We start from the raw sequence: 20,480 nt of genomic DNA, 5'->3' as shown, positions 1-20,480 counted from the left end.
CACGCATCGCGGCTCGACCCCACCGACCGAAGCGGTGCCACTCGCGGGCTTCTCAGCTCAGTCGAAGCCACTCCGAGGCGGCCGCCGCCGAGGCCGGCGCGACCTCACCGGTGCGCACGAAGTCGCCCCACACCTGCCTCACCGCAGCGCCCACGCGCCGGATCCTGTCGGGACTCTCCCCCTTGAGCGCAGGCGCCCGCGTCCACGCCTCAGGGTCGCCGAGGAGCACCGGGATGTCCATGCCGTGGCCGTCGGCGATGGGCGAGCCCGTGGCATTCCACCCGAGCACGTAGCGCACGGCCCTGCCGCCGGCGTCGCGGTGGGCGTCGACCAAGCGGCGCGCAGGACGCTCGTACACGACCGCCTGCAGCGGTCCGGCGATCGCGCGCTGCGCGGCGCCGCCGACGACCCGTGACCGGAAGGCGCGGCCGAGCTGCGGGACCGCGGCCCCGACCACGATGCCCTCCGCCGAAAGGTGGCCCACGAGCAGGTCGATGTCGCTCGATCTGGCCGTCTCCGCCGCGCGGTCGGACTCGGGCGGCAGGGGGTGACTGCCCCACCGCGGAGCGAAGGGCATCAACCCCTTGAGCCCGTGTCGCTTGGAGGCCCGGTAGACGTCGGCCTGCGCGGAGTAGATCTCGTCGAGGCCCGTCTCGCGGCCCACCCCTTGCGCGGCCGCGAGCATCGTGCGCTGGAGGCCCTCGCGTCCGCCGTCGATGCCGAGCGGCGCCGACTGGATGATCGCGCGCCGGAAGAGCCCCCTCGCCTCGGGCACCGCCATGAGCGCGGCGATCGCGTCTCCGCCCGCGGACTGCCCCATCACCGTGACGCGGGTCGGGTCGCCGCCGAAGCTGCTCGCGCATGCACGCACCCAGCGGAGCGCCTCGAGGACGTCCAGCAGACCGAGGTTCGGCGGCGCGACGGTGCCGTCGCCGAACCAGCCGAGGATCCCGAGCCGATACGTGACGGCGACGAACACGACCCGCTGCTCGCGCACCAGCAGCGCGGGGTCGTAGCCGTCGAGATCTCCGCCGCCCGACAGGAAGCTGCCGCCGTGGACCCACACGACGACGGGCAGCTGCTCGTCCCCCGCATCGTCCGGCCACGTCACCGACACGCGCTGGCAGCGCTCGTCGATGCCGAGCCGCTCCGTGTAGTCGGGGCTGATGGCCACGGTCACGCCGTCGGGGGGCTGAGGGCTCACCGGGCACGGGGACGAGGCGTCCAGAGGCTTCCTCCACGGCCTCACGGGGCCGGGCCGCTCGAACCGCTCGGCCGCGGCGTACGGGATGCCCCGCGCGCGCCACACGTCCCCTTCGCGGTGCGCGAGCACCGGTCCGACCGGCGTGTCGACACGCCAGGCCGCGGCATCGGACATGACGGAACCTCCAGGCAGATCTTCGATGATGTCCCCCGCGACATCCCCTCTCGCCACCCTACGCCCGCCCCTCGCGCGGGCCCACCTCGCGAGGTAGTCGAGCAAGGTGGACGAGCGATCACTCGCACGTCACCCGGGCGTGACAGAATCCGCCTATGCCAGGTACCAACCTCACGCGCGCCGAGGCCGAGGCCCGCGCCGCCATCATCACCTCCGACAGCTACGAGGTCGAGCTCGATCTGACGACGAGCGAGCGCACGTTCCGGTCGACGTCGACCGTCCGCTTCGCCGCGACCCCCGGAGAGTCCACCTTCATCGATCTCATCGCGCCCGCCGTGCTGAGCATCACGCTCAACGGCCAGCAGCTGGACCCCGCCGAGCACTTCGCCGACAGCCGCATCGCGCTTCCGGACCTCGCGGCCGAGAACGAGCTCACCGTCGTCGCCGACTGCGCCTACATGAACACCGGCGAGGGCCTGCACCGCTTCGTCGATCCCGAGGACGGCGAGGTCTACCTGTACTCGCAGTTCGAGGTCGCCGACACACGCCGCGTCTTCGCGGTGTTCGAGCAGCCCGACCTCAAGGCCTCGTTCACCTTCACGGTGACCGCGCCCGACCACTGGCACGTGCTGTCGAACTCGCCGTCCACGAAGAAGCCCGTCGAGGGCACCGTCCTGAACGCGGGCGTCGAGCGCGGCGTCGCGCGCTGGTCGTTCTCCCCCACCACGCGCATCCCCTGCTACGTCACCGCGATCGTCGCCGGCCCGTACCACGAGGTCCAGGGCTCGGTGGAGTCGAACAAGGGCACCCTCAGCGCGAACGTGTACTGCCGCAAGGCTCTCGCGGAGTTCCTGGACGCCGACGTGATCCTGGACGACACCCAGAAGGGCTTCTCGTTCTACGAGGAGAAGTTCCAGATGGACTACCCGTTCGAGAAGTACGACCAGATCTTCGTGCCCGAGTTCAACGCGGGCGCGATGGAGAACGCGGGCTGCGTCACGTTCCTCGAGGACTACGTGTTCCGCTCCAAGACCGCGCAGGCGCGCATCGAGCGCCGCACGATCACGGTGCTGCACGAGCTCGCGCACATGTGGTTCGGCGACCTCGTCACCATGAAGTGGTGGAACGACCTGTGGCTCAACGAGTCGTTCGCCGAGTTCATGTCGACGCTGTGCGCCGCCGAGGCGACCCAGTACTCCGACGCGTGGGTGACCTTCAACTCGCTTGAGAAGTCCTGGGCGTACCGCCAGGACCAGCTGCCGTCGACGCACCCGATCATGGCCGAGATCAAGGACCTCGAGGACGTCGAGGTCAACTTCGACGGCATCACGTACGCGAAGGGCGCCTCGGTGCTGCGCCAGCTGGTCGCGTACGTGGGCCAGGACGAGTTCTTCGCGGGCGTCCAGGAGTACTTCCGCAAGCACCACCACTCCAACGCGGTGCTCATGGACCTGCTCGTCGAGCTCGAGGCCGCCTCGGGCCGCGACCTCGCGGCGTGGTCCGACGTGTGGCTCCAGAAGGCCGGCGTCACGACGCTGCGCCCCGTGATCGAGGAGGACAGCAACGGCGACATCGCCGCGTTCTCGATCGTCCAGGAGGTGCCGGCCGAGTGGCCCACCCAGCGTCCGCACCGGATCGGCATCGCCGGGTACGACGTCGTCGTCGGGGACGACGGACGGACCGCGCTCAAGCGCTCGGTGCAGGCCGAGGTCGACATCGACGGCGCCCGCACCGAGATCCCCGAGATGGTCGGCGTCAGGCGGCCCGCGCTCGTGCTCGTCAACGACGGCGACCTCGCCTACGCGAAGGTGCGGCTCGACGAGGTCTCGCTCGCGACCGCCGTGCAGCACGTGGGAGCGTTCGCCGACGCGATGCCTCGCTCGATGGTGCTCTCCGCCGCGTGGGACATGACCCGCGACGGAGAGATGCCCGCGCGCCAGTTCGTGGACCTGGTCCTCGGGTGCATCGCGACCGAGGACCAGTCGACCGTCGTCCTGTCGCTCCTGCGCCAGCTCGACACCGCGCTGTCGCTCTACACGACGCCGTCCGAGTCGGAGGCGGCGACCGCGAGCGCCGCGGGCACGCTGTGGTCGCTCGCGCTCGCAGCCGAGCCCGGCTCCGACAACCAGCTCCAGTTCGTCCGCGCGTTCGCGTCTCTCGCCTCGACGGGCGTGCAGCTCGACACACTGCAGGCGATCATCGACGGCAAGGTCCAGCTCGAGGGCCTGCCCCTCGACGCCGACCTCACGTGGGACCTGCTCATCGCGCTCGCCGCTGGCGGTCGCGTGGGAGAGGTCGCGATCGAGCTGCAGCTCACGAAGGACGCGACCGCCTCGGGTCAGCGTCGCGCCGCGACCGCACGCGCCGCGATCGCGACTCCCGAGTCGAAGCAGGCCACGTGGGACGCGCTCGTGAACGCCCCCGAGGGCGAGGACATGCCGAACGCGCTGCAGTTCGCGGCGACCGGCGGCTTCTCGAGGACGCACGACACGGCCCTCCTTGAGCCGTTCGTGGACCCGTACTTCGCGATGCTCCGCCGCATCTACGCGGACAAGACCAACGAGATGGCGACCAACCTCATCGAGGGCCTGTACCCGGTCGAGCTCGCGGGCCGCGTTCCCGACCTCCAGGACAAGGCGGCCGCGTGGCTCGCCGACAACGCCGATGCGCACGACGCGCTCAAGCGTCTGGTGCGCGAGGGCGATGACGGCGTGCGTCGTGCACTCCAGAACCAGGCGGCGGACGCCGCGTACGAGGGCTGACGCCACTCGCACCACACCTGTGCGCGGGGCCGGGATCGTCACGATCCCGGCCCCGCGACGTCTACCCCCTCTCGTCATGCGTCGGACGGGGTCCGAGGTCGCGCGCAGCACGCCTGGCGGCGTGGAAGACTTCTGCTCATGCCTGGACTGAACCTCACCAAGATCGAGGCCGCGGCGCGCGCCGCCGTGGTGTCCGACGTCGCGTACGACGTCGCCCTCGACTTCACCCTGCCCGGAGACGTCTTCCGGTCGCGCACCGTCCTCACCTTCGACGCCGAGCGCGGGACGACGACCTTCCTCGACCTCGTCGCGCACGAGGTCACGCGCGTGGAGATCGACGGTGAGGAGGTCGCTCCCGCCTCCGTCACGACCGACGGCCGACTGAGGCTGCACTCGCTCTCCGGGAGCACCCGGGTCGTCGTCGACGCCCTCATGCCCTACCGCACGGACGGACAGGGGGTGCATCGCTTCGTGGACCCCGAGACGAGCGAGACGTACCTGTACACGCAGTTCGCCGCGAACGACGCCCGCAGCGCCTTCGCGTGCTTCGACCAGCCCGACATCAAGGGACGGTTCACGTTCACTGTCGACGCTCCCGCGCACTGGGTCGTCGTCTCCAACTCGACCACGCCCGCGCCCGCGACCGTCGAGGGCGCGATGACGGGCGTCGCCCCGAGCGGGAGCGTCGGGGTGAGTCGCTGGACCTTCGGCGAGACCGACCCCCTCCCGTGCTACGTCGCTGCCGTCATGGCCGGCCCGTATGCGTACGCCGAGGGCGCGCTGACCTCGAGCAAGGGCGAGATCTCGGCGCGCGTCTATGGGCGTGCGCAGCTCGAGGCGCACCTCGATGCCGAGGAGCTGCTCGGCACGGTCCAGGCGGGGCTCGAGCTGTACGAGCGTGTCTTCGGCACCCCCTACCCCTACGAGAAGTACGACCAGCTCTTCGTCCCCGAGTACAACCTCGGCGCGATGGAGAACGTCGGCGCGGTCACGATCTCCGAGGACCGCCTGCTGTTCCGGGGACGCCCGTCCGACGGCGAGCGCGAGGCGCGCCAGAACGTCGTGCTGCACGAGCTCGCGCACATGTGGTTCGGCAACCTCGTGACGATGCGCTGGTGGGACGACCTGTGGCTCAACGAGTCCTTCGCCGAGTTCATCGGCACGTGGGCCACCGAGAAGGTCACCGAGTTCGCGGACTCGTGGGTCACGTTCGGCGCGAACCGCAAGTCGGTCGCCTACGTGCAGGACCAGCTCCCGACGACCCACGCGATCGTGACAGAGGTTCCCGACACCGAGGCGACCGTGTCGGCGTTCGACATGATCACGTATGCGAAGGGCGCCTCGGCGCTCAAGCAGCTCGCCGCGTACGTGGGCGAGGAGGCCTTCTTCGGCGGCGTGGCGTCGTACGTGAGCAGGTACGCGTACGGCAACGCGACCCTCGCAGAGTTCCTTGCCGAGGTGGAGGCCTCCGCGGGGCACGACCTGTCCGCATGGGCCCAGGCCTGGCTCGAGACACCCGGGGTCCCGACGCTGAGCGCCGACCTCGTCGAGAAGGACGATGCGACGATCGCCTCGCTCGCCGTCGTCGAGACCCCCGCCGCAGACTTCCCCGTGGCCCACCCGCACCGGCTCACCGTCGCGGGCTACTCGCACGGCGACGAGGCGTTCTCTCGCGAGTGGGAGGCGGACGTCGCGCTCGAGGCGGGCTCGGTCGCCGTGCCCGAGGCCGCCGGGAAGCCGCTGCCTGACCTGCTGCTCGTCAACGACGGCGACCGCAGCTACGCGAAGCTCCGCCTCACCGAGGCCTCCGTCGCGACAGCGGTCGCCCACATCGGAGACCTCACCGAGGCCAAGCCGCAGGCGCTGGTCCTCGACGCCCTGTGGCACATGTGCCGCGACGCGCAGCTGCCCGCCGAGAAGTACATCGATGCCGCGCTCACCGCGCTCCCGGTGATGGCGAACTCCACCGCCGCCGAGTCGCACGTCCGCACGCTCGTCGTGGCGCTCACGCGCTACCTCCCACCCACCCGGCTGGACGCCGTCGGCGAGGAGGCCGCCGAGCGGCTGTGGGCGTCGCTGCTCGGCGCGACGCCCGCGTCGGACATCCAGCTGCAGCTGCTGAAGGCCTACGCGCAGGTCGCGCGCACACCGGCGCAGGCCGCGCGGCTCGACGCACTCGTGCACGGCGAGTCGCGCCTGCCCGAGCTCACGATCGACACCGACCTGTCGTGGCTGCTGCTCCAGTCGCTCGCCGCAGCGGGAGCCGTCGACGCGGCCGGGATCGATGCCCACCTCGCGTCGGACGACACCGCCGCCGGCCGCCGTCGCGCCGCCGGGGCCAAGGCCGCGATCGGCACCCGCGAGGCCAAGCGCGCCGCGTGGGAATCGCTCGTCCGCCCCAACGGCCCGACCCTCAACAACGCGACGCAGTACGAGGTCGGGCTCGGTCTCGCGAGGGTCACCGACCCTGCGCTGATCGCGCCTCTCGCGGAGAAGATCCTCGACGACCTGCTGGACTACTACGTGCCGAATGAGGGATTCGTCGGCGCGCGCGTGGCCCGGTATGTGTTCCCGATCGCGACCATCGGCCGCGTTCCTGGGATCGACGCGAAGGTCGAGGCATGGCTCACGGCCCACGCCGACGCGCCGTCCGTGCTGCGCAAGGTGGTGGTCGAGTGCCTCGACGAGATGAGGCGCGCGGCGGCGGCCCAGGCGGTCTGAGCTTCGATCTCCGAGAGGCGCGCCTGGCCGTCACCGCCCCGGGGCGCGCCCCGGCCTCGGCCCGATCGGGCAGCGCGTGCGCGGAGGCTCAGTCGCGCGCGTGCTTGAGCTTCGCGACGAGCCTGCGCACGCGCGGGTGATCGAACAGGTCGTCGAGCAGCACGGGCTCACCGTTGGAGTCGGTCAGCGGCACGCACCAGTTCGGGTACTCGAGGAACGTGCCCGGCTGGTTCTGCGTCTTCATCTCGCCCACCAGGTCGGTCACGGCGATCGCGCTGAGCAGCGCAGGCGAGTTGAGCACGAGCGCGTGCATGCCCGCGAGGATGTCCTCGTCCTCAGGCTCGATCGGCAGCCAGCCCCGCTCGTCGAGGTACCTCGTGAGGCCCTCGACCTCGCGACGTCCCTGCGCCCGCATCTCCTCTACGTCGCCCACCAGCAGGCCGAGCTCCTCGGGAACGTCCAGGTCGGTGCCCGCGAGGTACGCGGCCGTCGGCGGATGGTCGTGCGTCGTCACGGCGACGAGCACGTCCGAGCGGTAGTCCTCGGGCGCGAGCGGATGCCCGTCGCGCCACTCGAAGCGCTGCACGACGGTGCCCAGCAGGCCTCGCTCGTTGAGGTACTCCATGACCCACGGCTCGACGGTGCCGAGGTCCTCGCCGATGACGATCGCGCCCGCGCGCTGCGCCTCGAGCGCGACGATGCCGATGAGCGCCTCGTGGTCGACATAGACGTAGGCCCCGTCGTCCGCGCGGTGGCCGTCCGGCACCCACCACTGGCGGAACAGCCCGAGCACGTGGTCGATGCGGAGCGCGCCGGCATTCGCGACGGCGGCCCGGACCAGGTCGCGGAACGGGAGGTACGCGGCGGACTCCATCGCGCGCGGGTTCCACGGCGGCAGCGCCCAGTTCTGCCCGAGCTGGTTGAACGCGTCAGGTGGCGCACCGATGCCGACGCCGCGAGCGAGCACCGTCTGGAGCGCCCATGAGTCGGCGCCCTCTGGGTGGACGCCGACGGCGAGGTCCATCATGATCCCGATCCGCATGCCGGACTCGAGGGCGCGGGCCTGAGCACCGGCGAGCTGCTCCTGCGCGATCCACTGGAGCCACGCGTAGAACATGATGCGGTCGGGGTGCTCCTCGCGCCACTGGGCGACCTCGGGGGCGCGCGGGTGGGACAGCGCCTCGGGCCACGCCTGACCGCTGTACTCCTCCGCGATCGCGCACCACGTCGCGAAGTCCTCGAGCGCCCGTCCCTCGCGCAGGCAGTAGGCCTCGAACTGCGCGTCGCGCCCCACCGAGCGTGACGCCTCGAACACCTGCTCCAAGGCGGCCTTCTTCGCTGTCCACGCGCCGTCGCGGTCGAGCAGCTCGTCCGTGGCGTTCGCGCGGCGCGGCTTCTCCGACTCCCACTCGAGCACCGCGCGGCGCTGACTGGGCAGATACGCGACCTCGGGGATGTCCTCGACCCGGATGTAGGTGGGGTTGAGGTAGCGCCTGGACGACGGGCTGTACGGGGAGTTCGAGATCGGAGGCACTGGCTCGCACGCGTGAAGCGGGTTGACCAGCACGAAGTCGGCGCCGGCCCGCACCTTGGCGAGCGCGCACAGGTCCCCGAGATCGGCGAAGTCGCCGAGTCCCCATGAGCGCGACGACCGGATCGAGTACAGCTGCGTGTGGAGACCGTAGGGACGAGCCTCCCGCACGTCGTCTCGGATCTCGACGCGCTGCGGCGTCACGACGACCCAGCCCTTGCCCTTGATCCCGGTCGTGGTGCCCTCGACCCGATGCCAGCCGAGGGGCAGGCTGCCCGGGATCTTGAACGAGGCGCGGCCGATCTCGCGCTCCCCCACCGAGCGCGGCGGGATGTAGATGTCGACCTGCTCGAGGTCCCAGCGCTCGCCCGTCTCGAGCACGAGCTGCGCGGTCGCTGGCTCGCCGTGGGGGACGTGGACCGGGATCACGGTCTCCGCGCCCTCGCGCAGCACCGTCACCGCGGGGACCATCCGCTCCCAGCGAAGGTCCTCGAGCCGCGTGAGCGCCGCCAGGCAGCGGTCATCGTCGGAGCCGTCGACGCCCATGGCGGCGAGGACGGCGCGGATCGCGGCTGCGGAGCTCGTCTTGTGCTCGCCGGAGGCCGCGGTGTAGTCGAGCGCCACTCCGCACGCACGCGCGAGCTCCTGCAGCGCAGGGGACGGGGCCTCGTGGGTGGTGTCAGGGGATTCGCTCACGCGTTCCATCCTGCCATCGTCCGTGGTTCTTGTACGGGTGAAGCCGAAAGTGGACACCGTGTCGGGCGCGCCGGTTACTGTAGAGCGCGTGATGAACCCTGGATCGCTGCTGACGCTCATTCCCACGGAGACGGACCCCTCGCCGGAGGCGTCGCCGCTCGCCGACACGGACGTGGCCCGCACGGTCGAGAACTGGTCCGACTACTTCAACCGCTCGCTCGGCGACGGCTGGGGCCAGCTCGCCTTCATCGGCGCGATCATCCTGTTCGGCGTCCTCATGTGGGCGGTCGGCCGCTGGGTCATCAAGATCGTGACCCGATCGATCGAGGAGGGCCTCCCGCTCACCGAGCACAAGGCGCGCTCTGCCCTCAAGAAGGCACGCATCACGATCGCCACGGAGGACACGCTCGACGCGCGCCTCGAGCGCGAGCGCAGGAAGCAGCGGGCCCGCACCATCCGCCTGGTCCTCAACGCGACCCTGACCGTGCTCGTGGTCACGACCATCGCGCTGATCGTGCTCGGCGAGATCGGCATCAACATCGCACCGCTCCTCGCCTCCGCCGGAATCGTCGGCGTGGCGCTCGGCTTCGGCGCGCAGTCGCTCGTGAAGGACCTCATCGCGGGCGTGTTCATGCTCGTCGAGGACCAGTACGGAGTCGGAGACATCATCGACGTGGGTGAGGCCTCGGGAGTCGTCGAGGAGATCGGCCTGCGGTCCGTGCGACTCAGGTCGATCGACGGGACGATGTGGTACGTCCCCAACGGCAACGTCACGCGGGTCGGCAACATGACCCGCCTGTGGTCGCGCGCGCTCCTCGAGATCCGTGTCGGCTACGACACCGACCTCGAGGAGGCACGCGAGGCGATGCTCAGCGCGGTCGAGGCCGCGCGCAAGGCCGACGAGGTCGTCGACAACGCGATCCTGTCCGAGCCCGACGTGCCGGGCATCGAGGGCTTCGACGTCGATTCTGTGACGATCCGCCTGCTGATCCAGGTGCAGCCCGCGACGCAGTGGGACGTCATGCGTGCCGTGCGCCGCGAGGTCCGCCGCGAGTTCACCGAGAGGGGCATCGAGATGGCGATCCCGCACCAGGCGTACCGCCTGTCGGCGCCGGCCCCCGCCGGAGCGCGCGAGGAGGAGACGACAGCATCGTCCACGAGCTCCTCGTCCACCGAGACCACGCACCACTCGACGCCCGGCAAGGACGAGGCGACGCGCAGCGGATCAGTAGTGCGCGGCGACCAGGGCGACGGCACGGACGGCGACGAGTGAGCGAGCCGGTACCCCCCGCATCGTCCCCGGACCCGTTGACCGAGGCGGCCCCGAGCTTCTTCGACGCCGTCGGCGGGCACACCGTCTTCGAAGGCATCGTCCGCCGCTTCTACGAGGGCGTGAAGGACGACGACGTGCTTCGGCCCATGTACCCGGAGGACGACATGGAGGGCGCGGTCTGGCGCCTCACCGCCTTCCTCGAGCAGTACTGGGGCGGGCCGACCACGTACTCCGAGCAGCGCGGTCACCCGCGGCTGCGCATGCGCCATCAGCCCTTCCACGTGAACCCCGACGCGCGCGACCGCTGGCTCACGCACATGCGCGCCGCGGTCGCCGACGCGGGCCTTTCGCCTCTGCACTCCGCGACCCTCATGGACTACCTCGAGCGCGCGGCGCACTCGATGATCAACACCTTCGAGGAGACCCCGGGGCGCTGAGTCCGCGTCCATGAAGGGATCACGCGGGCTACCCTCGACCTCATGGAGCACACCCCCGACACGTGGGCCGAGCAGGCAGTCGCCTCCGGCCTCGCAGCACTGAACCTTCACCGCGACGGCGACACGAGCTTCACGGGCCAGTCCCTTCCGATGCCCGGCGGGCGCGTGTTCGGCGGGCAGGTGCTGGGTCAGGCGATCGTCGCGGCGGGACTCACGGTCGACGACGAGCGTCCCGTCCACTCGATGCACGGCTACTTCCTCCGGGCCGGCGACGCGTCGAAGCCGATCGACTTCGAGGTCGAGATCCTGCGCGACGGCCGTTCGTTCTCCGCGCGCCGCACGCATGCCCTTCAGGAAGGGCAGCCGATCCTGTCGATGATCGCCTCCTTCCAGGAGGCGCAGGAGGGCGTCGACCACCAGGTGACGATGCCCGAGGTGCCTGGGCCCGACGAGCTCGTCTCCGGAGTCGACGTGTTCGCGCCGCTCGCGGGTCACCCGACGGCGGACTTCTGGCTGGGGCGCGCGCCGTTCGACGCGCGCCAGGTCGAGGGGCCCATCTACCTCAGGCCAGATTCCCAGGCCCGGCCGTACCAGACCACGTGGGTCCGTGCGCGGACGAAGGTCGACGTACCGGACCTCACGCACCGCGCGCTCCTTGCCTTCGCGTCGGACCAGATCATCCTCGAGCCGATCCTGCGCCGCCACGGCGTCTCGTGGGCGACCCCGGACATCTCCTTCGCGAGCCTCGACCACGCGATGTGGTGGCACCGCCCGGCACGCGCCGATGAGTGGCTGCTCTACGTCCAGGACGCGCCGACCGCGCAGGGCGGGCGTGGCCTCGCGGGCGCGTGGGTGTTCTCGGAGGACGGTTCCCTTGTCGCCACTGCCGCGCAGGAGGGCATGATCCGGATCTAGGCGCCCGTGCGCTCTCGCGCCTCGGCCGAGCGATCGCGAGTGCCGGCGCCGACGCGGCGGCGCCGTCGCCGCGGCATCGCCTCGAGGTAGACGGCCGCGTAGCCCCTCTCCGCCTCGGCGACGGAGAATCGCTCGGACCCGGCCAGCGCGCGCGCACGCCAGCGCCGGAGCTCGGCCGGATCCGCCATCAGTGGGCGGAGCGCATCCGCGAGGGCCCGTGGGTCCCGTGCCGGGACCAGCTGTCCGGCCTCGCCGCCATCGAGCACCTCGGGGATGCCGCCGACGTCGGTCGCCACCACGGCGCAACCGGCGGCGCGGGCCTCGGCGACGTTGAGCCCGAACGGCTCCGCGAGCGACGCGGTGACGAAGATCTGGGCCTGCGCAAGCTGGCGCCACGGGGTCATGGTGGGCCCGAGGAAGTGGACAGCCTCGGTCAGACCCGCCTCGGCGACCTGAGCCTCGAGGTCGGCCTGCGCAGGTCCCCACCCGATCACGTTGAGATGCCACTCGGGGAAGTCCTGCGCGAGCAGCTCGAACGCCGCGATGACGTCGTCGATGCCCTTGCGAGGGTGAAGCCCGGACAAGGTGGCGACAGCGGGGAGTTGCAGGTCCGGCACGGTCATGTCGGTCAGGACCTCACGCGCCGAACCCACCGCACCGTTCAGGACCACGCGCAGCTTCTTCGCCGGGTACCCCCGGGACCGCAGGAGCCGCGCCTCCGCCTCGCTCACCGCGACCACGCGGCTGCCCGCGCGCATCATCCATGAGTGCCGGTCGAACGAGTTGTGCATGGTCGTGACGAGAGTCGTGCTCGAGGCCTTCGACACGGGCCAGGCGGCCACGGCCGAGGACATCATGTGGGCGTGGACGATGTCGGGGTCGAGGCGGCGCACGAGCGCGCCCACCCTGCCGGCACCGCGGATCAGGCCGGGCACACCCGAAGGCTCCTCAAGCTCGATCACGTCCACGCCGTGGGCCGCGAGGAGCTCGTCGTACGAGCCCGGCCCCGAGGCGAACCGCACGTCCATCCCCGCGTCGGCCTGCGCGCAGGCGAGGTCCACCGCGACGTGCACGCTGCCGTTGCCGCGGCGCGCGTGCTTGAGAAGGTGCAGGACCCTGAGAGGTCGCGTGCGCTCGCGCGCAGGCTCCGGGCGCGCGGACACCGAGACGTCCACCGGTACCGTTCGTGTGCTCCTGGTCATCCAGGCCTCCACCCCAGCCGATCCACGGACCCGGGAGATCATGCGCAGCGCCGACTCCCGACCCCTCTCCGTCGGTCAACCCTCGCGTCGAACATAACCGGAAAAAGAACAAAAGGGAAGAAATACGACACACGGTGCCGCCCGATCGGGCGTCGAGGGGGCCGTCCGGTCAGGTCGAGGACGCCGCCTCGTCAGGCACACCGGAGGCGGAGGCCGCCGCCCGCCGAGGCAGCATCGTCCCTGTCCCGTGCCCTGCGGCCAGGAGCCCGTGGGCGAGGATCCCAAGGCCGAGCCACAGCACTCCGGACGAGTCGGACAGCCCGGGGCTCGAGATCGCCTTGCCGATGAACGTCGCGGTCAGGGCCCACATCACCGGCGCGTAGCCGGTCAGCCCCAGGGCGGGCAGCGCGATCGACAGGACCGCGCCGACGAAGAGGATCGCACCAACCACCCCCACCGCGCCGAGAAGGGTGTAGACCAGGGACGACGCACGGACGTTGCCGAGCCCGAGGCCAATCCCCCATGTCTCCACGAACACCTTGAACGACTCGGTGTCCGCCCAGGAACGATCCGTGAAGGACGACGAGCTGACCTTCTCGTCGACCAGCGAGGTGAACTGCGCCACGAGCGCCGGCAACGCGATCAGACCGACTCCCACGGCCCCGAGGGCGATGAGCAGCGCGCGCGGCGACACCGTGAAACGGGGGCTCAGCACCCGCCAGACGAACGCCCCCACCGCGAGCGCCGCGAGCGCGGCGCCGACCACGAGGAAGGTGGCCGAGGTCGAGACGAGCCCCAGCTGGATCGCGATCGCGGCGATGGCGATGCTGGCCGCGCGCCGCCATCCGCGCAGGGCCGCGGCATACGACAGGAAGTAGGCGGCCGCCGCGGCTGCGGACATCGCCAGCGCGGCGGGCTCCGTGGTGATGCCCCGGAAGCGAAGCCCCCCGCCGGGTGCCGTCTCGATGTACTTGAACCCCGGCGAGTTGTCGAGGACCCCCTCGGGGAACGGCACGCCGTACGTCACCGACAGATAGCGCCAGAACGTCAGGCCGATCCCGACGCCGAGCGGGATCGCGAGCAGCCCTGGCCCGGTCGTCGCCGACCGGGCGACCAGCACGACGACGACGATGCTGAGCGCGAGGTAGATGAGCTGCGCGAAGTTGGACGGCGCGAGGTCCCCCGCGACCACCAGGGTCTGGTTCTCGGTGACGGTGTAGAGCCCGGGGAACAGCATCGGCGAGACCACCACGACGATCACCGACCACGCGAACAGCAGGAGGAGCAGCGGGATGCCTGGAATCTGAGTGAGCCGCGGGTTCGCGGGAGCTCCCCTGCGCGCGAACCACTGCCAACTGAGCAGGCCGAGCCCTCCCAGGGCGACCGCGTAGAAGGTCGGGACCGCCTCGCCCCCGGCCACCACCGCTGCGCCTGCCGGAGTGATGGCGCCGATCGCGAGCGCGCGCTCGTACCTGCGGCTGACGAGGCCGTAGATCACGGCGATCGCCGTGCTCAGGGTGAGGATCGTCATGGTGTGTACGCTAGCGTGCGTGCGAGATCGGTAGTCGGGCGGAGGGCGACCGATCGCTTGAGGGGGGATATGGACTTCAACGACATCCGGGTCGCCGTGATCCGAGGCTGGATGTGGATCGCCGCGGCCATCGTGGTGGGAGGCGGCGCCGCCGTCGCCTACATCGCGATCACGCCGCCCCTCTACTCCGCCTCCGCGGAGGTCGTGCTCATCGCGAACGGCCCCGCCTCGATCTCCGAGGCGCAGCAGGGCGTGTCCATGAGCGTGCAGCTCGCGGACACGGTGGCCGCGATCATCGACTCGCCCGCCGTGCTCGCCTCCGTCTCGGAGGACGACGACCTCAGCACCGCCGACGTCACGGACATGCTCACGGCCACCGCACGCTCCCTCACCTCGACCATCGACATCACCGTGTGGTCGAGCGACCCAGAGCTGGCCGCGTCGGTCGCGAACGCCGCGGCCGAGAGCGCCCACGAGGTGATCCCGGAGCTCCTCGGCAACGAGGACGACGCCGGCAACCTGCCGCTCGCGCTCGAGGTCATCCGCCCCGCGAGCGTGCCCGGGTCCCCGGTCTCGCCGAATGCGAAGGGCGTGCTCGTCATGGGGCTCGGCCTCGGGCTGTGCGCGGGCGTCGCGGTCGCGGTGGCCCTGTACGCATGGCGCTCGCGCAGGGAGGGCGAGGACGACGGTGCGGACGACGCTGCCACTGTCGACCTTGCCGCGGACGAGGCTGACACGGACGACGAAGGTGAGACGGACGGCGACGCGGCCGACGCGCCTGAGCCCATGGACGATGCGGCGCCTCCTGGCGACGAGGTCGCGGACGAGGCGGGCGGAGAGTCGGGCGACGGGGCCGAGCCGGACGACGACGCTGACGCTGACGACACCCCGGACGCCGCAGGCGCTTCAGACGAGCATGAGGAGCCGGAGGAGGCCGAATCGGGCGAGGGTGCCGAGTCCCCGGAGTCCCTCAAGCCTGTCGCTCCCGCTGAACCTGGTTCCCCCGACGATCCGACCCCATCGGCGAAGGAAGAGCCCGCTCGTCCTCCCCGGCCCGCCAGGACGGCGACGAAGGCGCGTCGCGCCTCGAACCCCCGCAAGACGCAGCGGCGGCGAAGGGGATCTTCGTAACATTTCAGAAAAGCCTCTGAGGTAAGGTCCCACGTAGCAGCACGATCGCGGCCGCGCACTTGAGCGGCGCGACTGTCGCTTGGGGGGCGGATGATCGTACGGCGCAACGGGTCAAGGGTCGGTGCATGAGGGAGCCGACGACCGCGGGCGCGCGCGCCCCCGGGTGGATCGCGTGGGTCGGCCGATGAGGTCTCACCTCCTGATCGTCGCGGTGGTGGTGTGCATCGCGGCCCTCGCGGGCTTCGTCGCATGGAAGGTCTGGCTGGACTCCGAGCCGGTGCCGTCGACCGTGACTGCCTCCTCCACCATGCAGGGCTTCGACGCTGACCGGCTCGTGGCGAGAGCGCTCGCCACCCCCGCACCCGAGCCCGCGACCGCATCGTCCGAGGTGGGCACCGACGTCGACGCCGAGGACGACCCGCCCCTGTGGCGCAGCAACGACGAGACCACGGGAGCCTGGGTCGAGATCGAGTGGGAGTCCCCCGTCGACGTCAGCCGGATCCGGCTCGACGGCGCTGCCGACGCCGACGGCGGCTTCACAGGCGCGCTCGTGACGTTCGACGATGGCAGCGCGGTGCTGGTCACGCCCGACCTGGAGGGCAACGTGACGGTGGACATCCCGGCGCGGACCGTCTCCTCGGCGCGCGTGCGGTTCGAGGACGGCGAGGAAGGCGTGACCTCGATCGCCCTGCGCGGCCTGCTGCTCGACGACTCGGGCGAGGAGGTCGGGTCGCCCGACGATCCCGAGGTGACCGGCTCGGCCGGCGGGTCCGATGCGGGGGCCGTCGTCGATGGCGACATCGCCGCCGGCGATCTGGGCGAGGTGTGGGCCGGCGCGGGTGACGAGGCGTGGCTCGAGCAGGCATGGGATCACCCGGTCGCGCTCGCGAGCGTGCAGCTCGCGGGCAGCGGCGACGGCGGTGAGGCCGTGGGCGGGGACCTGATCTTCAGCGACGGCAGCTCCATACGCGTCAGCGCGGTGTCCGACGAGCCCGGAGAGCTCACCACGGTCGCGTTCGCGCCGCGCACGGCCACCTGGGTGCGGTTCGAGGCGGACGAGGCGACGGCGCGCATCGGCGAGTTGCGCGTGTACGGCCCCGGGATCACTCCCCCGGCCTGGCCCGTCGAGGACGGCTACACGGTGGAGCCCGCAGCGGCCGAGGCATGCACGACCGCAAGCCCCGCGATCGGCGCGACGCAGGATTCGGCCCTCGCGCTCGTCTGCCCGGAGGTCGGAGCCATCGTCGGCCCGATGGCGACAGTCGTGGTCTCCGCCCCTGCTGGCCGCGAGGTGTCCGCGTCCGCGTGGGTGCCGGATGGGGATTCCGGCCTGGTCGAGACGGTCGCGACCGCGGTGGCGGGCGACGACGGCCGCGCCGAGCTGACGTTCGACACCTCCGATCTCCTGGAGGGACCCCTTGCGGTGCGGATCACCACCCCTCACGAGGAGGTGCCGCTGTACGTCCAGCTGTACAACAGCGTCGGCGAAGGGCGGAGCGACGAGTCCAGTGCGCCCGACGGGATGACACTGCAGTACGAGGAGACCTTCGACACGCCGCTGTCGATCTCCCGCACGGGGGCAGGCGCCACCTACGCCGCATCCAAGCCCTCCGCCGACGGAGCCACCGAGTTCGGCGCGGCGGTGTTCCTCGACCCGAGCCTGGGCGAGGATCTGCTGGCGACGGTCGACGGCATGCTCAGGATCCGGGTGGAGCCTCTGGAAGGCGCCGACCCTTCCGGCTACGAGCGGACCTACGCGGGCGGGCTCCTGTCCTCCGCACGATTCGACGGCTCCGGCGTCTCCGCCCAGTACGGGTACTTCGAGGCGCGCATCCTCGCGCCAGCGGGGCGCGGCACGTGGCCCGCGTTCTGGATGCTCGACACCGAGAGCACCGTCACCCCAGGTGGCACCGTCGGTGAGGTCGACGCCGTGGAGCTGTACGGACACAACCCCTATGGCAGCTGCCACGTGCTGCACAACTGGCCCGAGGGGACCGGGAGCACCGAGGACAACCCCTACTGCTTCCACCTCAACGGGCATGCCGACTGGGCGCTCGCGTGGCACACCTACGGGGTGCGCGTACGGCCCGGCGGCGTCGACTACACGATCGACGGCGTGCCGATCACCTCGCAGGAGGACCTCGAGCTGGACTCGGCGCCCTACTTCTTCATGGTCAACCTCGCGCTCGACGGGGGCTGGCCGGTGGCGCTCGATCCCACGGGTGGCGTGGTCGACATGTACGTCGACTGGATCCGCGTCTACTCCTGATCCTTGAGCCTCGCAGGGCGGCGCGGTGCCACGGCGGTCGATGCTAGACCGCGGCGACCGCATCAGGGCTCGCCGTGCCCGCGCTCGGCGCGAAGCGAGCCCTCACCAGGCGCCGCGCGAGCGAGCGGGGCACCACGAGCACGGCGCATGACCACCCCGCGATCAGCACCCTCTGCACGAGGGTCTCGGGTCCGGGCGCGAAGGGCGAGGTGAGGGCGTCGCGCGCCATGCGCAGCGCAGAGTCTCCGGGGATCGGATGCTCGTCGGGGCGCAGCCTCCGGTGCGCGACCCGCAGCTGCAGCAGGTGGCGGCCGCGGAACAGGGGTCCGATGCCGTCTCCCTCGGTACCCGAGATCTCCTGCGCGAACAGGTGCCTGCGGTACGCCTTGTCCAACTCGATCGCGAACCTGCCGTCATGCGCGAGCAGGTTGCTGTCATTGGCCCCATGGATCCGGTATCTCGCGAGCGGCGTGGTGACCGTCAGCACGTCGCCCAGGAAGGGCGCCGCGGCGAGCGTGAGCGAATCGGGCGCGTCGCCGAGGCGGTCGTCTATCGGGAAGAGCCGCTCGAGGAAGCCGCGATCGTACGCGTTCCCCGTGCCGGGAGGAGTCGGGTACGCGGCCGTCGCCCGCATCCACCGACGCACCTCCTCCGGCGTGGGGGCGGAGTCGAAGTCCGGGAACACCCCGCCCTTCGGCCTACCCTCGCGGTCGATCCGGATCATCGGGAACTGCACCTTGCTGACCCCGGGGCGCCACACCGCCGCGACCTCCTCCGCGAGACCCGGCTCGAGCAGGTCATCCGAGTCGAGGAAGACCACTACGTCCCCGGACGATGCGGCGAATCCGACGTTGGTCGCGGCGTGCTGCCCGCCGTTCGGCTGGAAGATCGCGGTGACAGAATCGCCGAAGGAGCGGATGACCTCGCGCGACCCGTCGGTGGACCCGTCGTCGACGACGATCACCTCGAGGTCGGGCCACCGGATCGCGAGCGCGCTCTCGATCGCGGGCCCGACGAAGTCCGCGTAGTTGTAGTTGCAGATGATGACGGTGAGCCGCTTCACGGCACCTCCTGAGGCGTGGCCGAAACATGCCTGGAAAATCGGTGCTGGTGCACAAACCGGTATAGGTGCACTATAGGGGAGTCGACGATCCGCTCGAGGGCCGCCTCGAGGATCGGGACACTGCAGCCGTCCTGGGGGCGCCCAGGGCCCCGGTGTGACGGACCGACGTGGTGGGGGGAACCGTGACGGCTTCGACGACCGCAGCGCCGAGCTATCGGCGCGCGGCGCTCATGATGACGGCGACGAGCATGCTCGTCCCGCTCGGTGGCCTGGTGACGGCGCCGGTGCTCGCACACGGGCTCGGGGCCGAGGGACGCGGAGAGATGGCTGCCGCGCTCGCACCGGCCACGCTGATCCTCGGGATCGCGACCCTCGGGCTCCCGGAGGCGCTGACGTACTTCGTCGCCAAGCGTCCGAGCATCACGCGTCGCGCGCTCGGCTGGACTGCGCTCGCGACGGCCGGAGCGGGCCTGCTCAGCGTGGTCGCGGTCTGGTTCGCACTGCCGTTCCTCACGGCGGGAGACCCCGAGCTCGGCCGCCTCGTCATGATCGCGAGCCTGTGGAACGTCCCCGCGCTCGTGGTCGGCGTGCTGCGTGGCGCCGCGACCGGCAGACAGATGTGGGCGGTGATCGCCTGGGAGCGGATCGCGCTGACGGTGCTGCGCGTCGTCATCCTCGCCGCGCTGCTGCTCGCGGGCCGGCTCACGGTCGAGCTCGCGGTGCTCGTGAGCGTCGTGCTCCCCGTGGTGTCCGGGCTCGTCTACATGACGCTCCTCACACGACCGCCGAAGGACGCGGACCAGCCCTTCGACGACCCGCGCATCGTCGCTCCCCTGTTCCGCTACGGCGTCGCGACCTGGCACGGAAGCATCGCCAGCATGGCGATCGCGAGGCTCGCGGACCTCCTCATGCTGCCCCTGTCGGATGCGCAGTCCCTCGGCCTGTTCGTGGTCGCGGTGACGATCGCCGACGTTCCCCGCGTGGTGACGTTCGCGATCCAGGGGACCCTGTTCGGCGTCAGCAGCCACACCCGCGATCCCGCGCGCGTCACGTCGACCTCGCGACTGACGATCATCGTCGGCACGCTCGGATGCGTCGCGATCGGAGCCACGCTGCCGTGGTGGATCGGACCCGTGTTCGGCGACGAGTTCACGGCCGCCACGGTCCCGACCCTCATGCTCCTGGCCGGCGTGATCATCATGGTGCCGGGGCTGATGGCGTCGAGCGGGCTGAGCGCGTGGGGACGTCCGGGGCTGCGGTCCGCCGCGCAGTTCCTCGCGCTCGGCATGAACCTCACCGTGTTCCTCACCCTCGTGCCGATCCTCGGCATCTACGGTGCCGCGTGGGCGGGGTCGGCGGGCACCACTGCGTTCAGCGTCTTCACCGTGGCAGCGGCCGCGCGCGTGATGAAGGTGCGCTGGACGGACTTCCTGATCCCGCGGCGCGCCGACTTCGTGCTGCTCTGGAAGGAGCTGCTCGCGCTCGTGCGCAGGCCCGCACGTCGCCGCTGAGCGCTTGCCGCGCCTCGTTGCTGACGCCTCGCCGCGCCTCGTTGCTGACGCCTCGCGGCG

13 protein-coding genes are annotated in these 20,480 nt (G+C 71.1%); 8 read left to right on the top strand and 5 right to left on the bottom strand.

Annotated features, from left to right (window positions below; all coding sequences use genetic code 11):
* Positions 1-52: 52 nt before the first annotated feature.
* Positions 53-1,378 (bottom strand): carboxylesterase family protein, encoded by a 1,326-nt coding sequence (locus B7K23_RS08480; RefSeq protein ID WP_084125900.1) that lies wholly within the window; start codon positions 1,376-1,378, stop codon positions 53-55.
* A gap of 155 nt (positions 1,379-1,533) precedes the next feature.
* On the opposite strand from B7K23_RS08480, the gene pepN (B7K23_RS08475) reads away from it, so the two are divergent.
* Together pepN (B7K23_RS08475) and pepN (B7K23_RS08470) are read left to right on the top strand one after the other, a co-directional pair.
* Entirely contained in the window at positions 1,534-4,140 is a 2,607-nt protein-coding gene (pepN, locus tag B7K23_RS08475) for an aminopeptidase N (RefSeq protein ID WP_084125899.1), read from the top strand.
* Positions 4,141-4,278: 138 nt separating this feature from the next.
* Positions 4,279-6,861: an aminopeptidase N gene (gene pepN / locus B7K23_RS08470; protein WP_084125898.1), complete on the top strand. Its 2,583-nt coding sequence runs from the start codon at positions 4,279-4,281 to the stop codon at positions 6,859-6,861.
* Positions 6,862-6,949: 88 nt separating this feature from the next.
* Here the strand turns inward: pepN (B7K23_RS08470) and malQ are convergent, their stop codons facing one another.
* Positions 6,950-9,097, bottom strand: a complete 2,148-nt coding sequence (malQ, locus tag B7K23_RS08465) for a 4-alpha-glucanotransferase (protein ID WP_084125897.1) — start codon at positions 9,095-9,097, stop codon at positions 6,950-6,952.
* 82 nt (positions 9,098-9,179) lie between these two features.
* Between malQ and B7K23_RS08460 the strand changes: the two genes are divergently transcribed.
* Genes B7K23_RS08460 through B7K23_RS08450 form a run of 3 tightly spaced genes read left to right on the top strand, consistent with a single transcriptional unit; the run spans position 9,180 to position 11,713 of the window.
* Entirely contained in the window at positions 9,180-10,361 is a 1,182-nt protein-coding gene (locus B7K23_RS08460; RefSeq protein ID WP_084125896.1) for a mechanosensitive ion channel family protein, read from the top strand.
* Complete coding sequence (locus B7K23_RS08455; RefSeq protein ID WP_304441564.1) at positions 10,358-10,798, top strand: globin; 441 nt, start codon at positions 10,358-10,360, stop codon at positions 10,796-10,798. The genes B7K23_RS08460 and B7K23_RS08455 overlap by 4 nt, the downstream gene beginning before the upstream one ends.
* Before the next feature lie 42 nt (positions 10,799-10,840).
* Positions 10,841-11,713, top strand: coding sequence for an acyl-CoA thioesterase II (locus B7K23_RS08450; RefSeq protein WP_084125894.1), 873 nt, complete (start codon positions 10,841-10,843; stop codon positions 11,711-11,713).
* On the opposite strand, the gene B7K23_RS08445 is transcribed toward B7K23_RS08450, so the two are convergent.
* The gene (locus B7K23_RS08445; protein ID WP_159451362.1) at positions 11,710-12,915 is read right to left on the bottom strand and encodes a glycosyltransferase family 4 protein; all 1,206 of its coding nucleotides are present in this window, start codon (positions 12,913-12,915) and stop codon (positions 11,710-11,712) included. The genes B7K23_RS08450 and B7K23_RS08445 overlap by 4 nt on opposite strands.
* A 169-nt stretch (positions 12,916-13,084) precedes the next feature.
* Positions 13,085-14,446, bottom strand: a complete 1,362-nt coding sequence (locus B7K23_RS08440; RefSeq protein WP_084125892.1) for a hypothetical protein — start codon at positions 14,444-14,446, stop codon at positions 13,085-13,087.
* 69 nt (positions 14,447-14,515) lie between these two features.
* On the opposite strand from B7K23_RS08440, the gene B7K23_RS08435 reads away from it, so the two are divergent.
* Together B7K23_RS08435 and B7K23_RS08430 are read left to right on the top strand one after the other, a co-directional pair.
* On the top strand, positions 14,516-15,577 hold the full coding sequence (locus tag B7K23_RS08435) for a YveK family protein (protein WP_084125891.1): 1,062 nt from the start codon (positions 14,516-14,518) through the stop codon (positions 15,575-15,577).
* Between the two features lie 184 nt (positions 15,578-15,761).
* Positions 15,762-17,846 carry a family 16 glycosylhydrolase gene (locus B7K23_RS08430; protein ID WP_084125890.1) on the top strand — a complete coding sequence of 695 codons (2,085 nt, stop codon included), beginning with the start codon at positions 15,762-15,764 and terminating at the stop codon, positions 17,844-17,846.
* A 43-nt stretch (positions 17,847-17,889) separates the two neighbouring features.
* Here B7K23_RS08430 and B7K23_RS08425 read toward each other — a convergent pair whose 3' ends face one another.
* The gene (locus tag B7K23_RS08425) at positions 17,890-18,909 is read right to left on the bottom strand and encodes a glycosyltransferase family A protein (RefSeq protein ID WP_084125889.1); all 1,020 of its coding nucleotides are present in this window, start codon (positions 18,907-18,909) and stop codon (positions 17,890-17,892) included.
* A 182-nt stretch (positions 18,910-19,091) separates the two neighbouring features.
* Between B7K23_RS08425 and B7K23_RS08420 the strand changes: the two genes are divergently transcribed.
* Positions 19,092-20,420, top strand: a complete 1,329-nt coding sequence (locus B7K23_RS08420) for a lipopolysaccharide biosynthesis protein (protein ID WP_084125888.1) — start codon at positions 19,092-19,094, stop codon at positions 20,418-20,420.
* The last annotated feature ends 60 nt before the right edge of the window (positions 20,421-20,480 follow it).

This window comes from Demequina sp. NBRC 110054, assembly GCF_002090115.1.
Classification (GTDB): domain Bacteria; phylum Actinomycetota; class Actinomycetes; order Actinomycetales; family Demequinaceae; genus Demequina.
The sequence above is the reverse complement of the archived record's forward strand: the minus strand, read 5'-3'. Positions and strand labels throughout refer to the sequence as shown.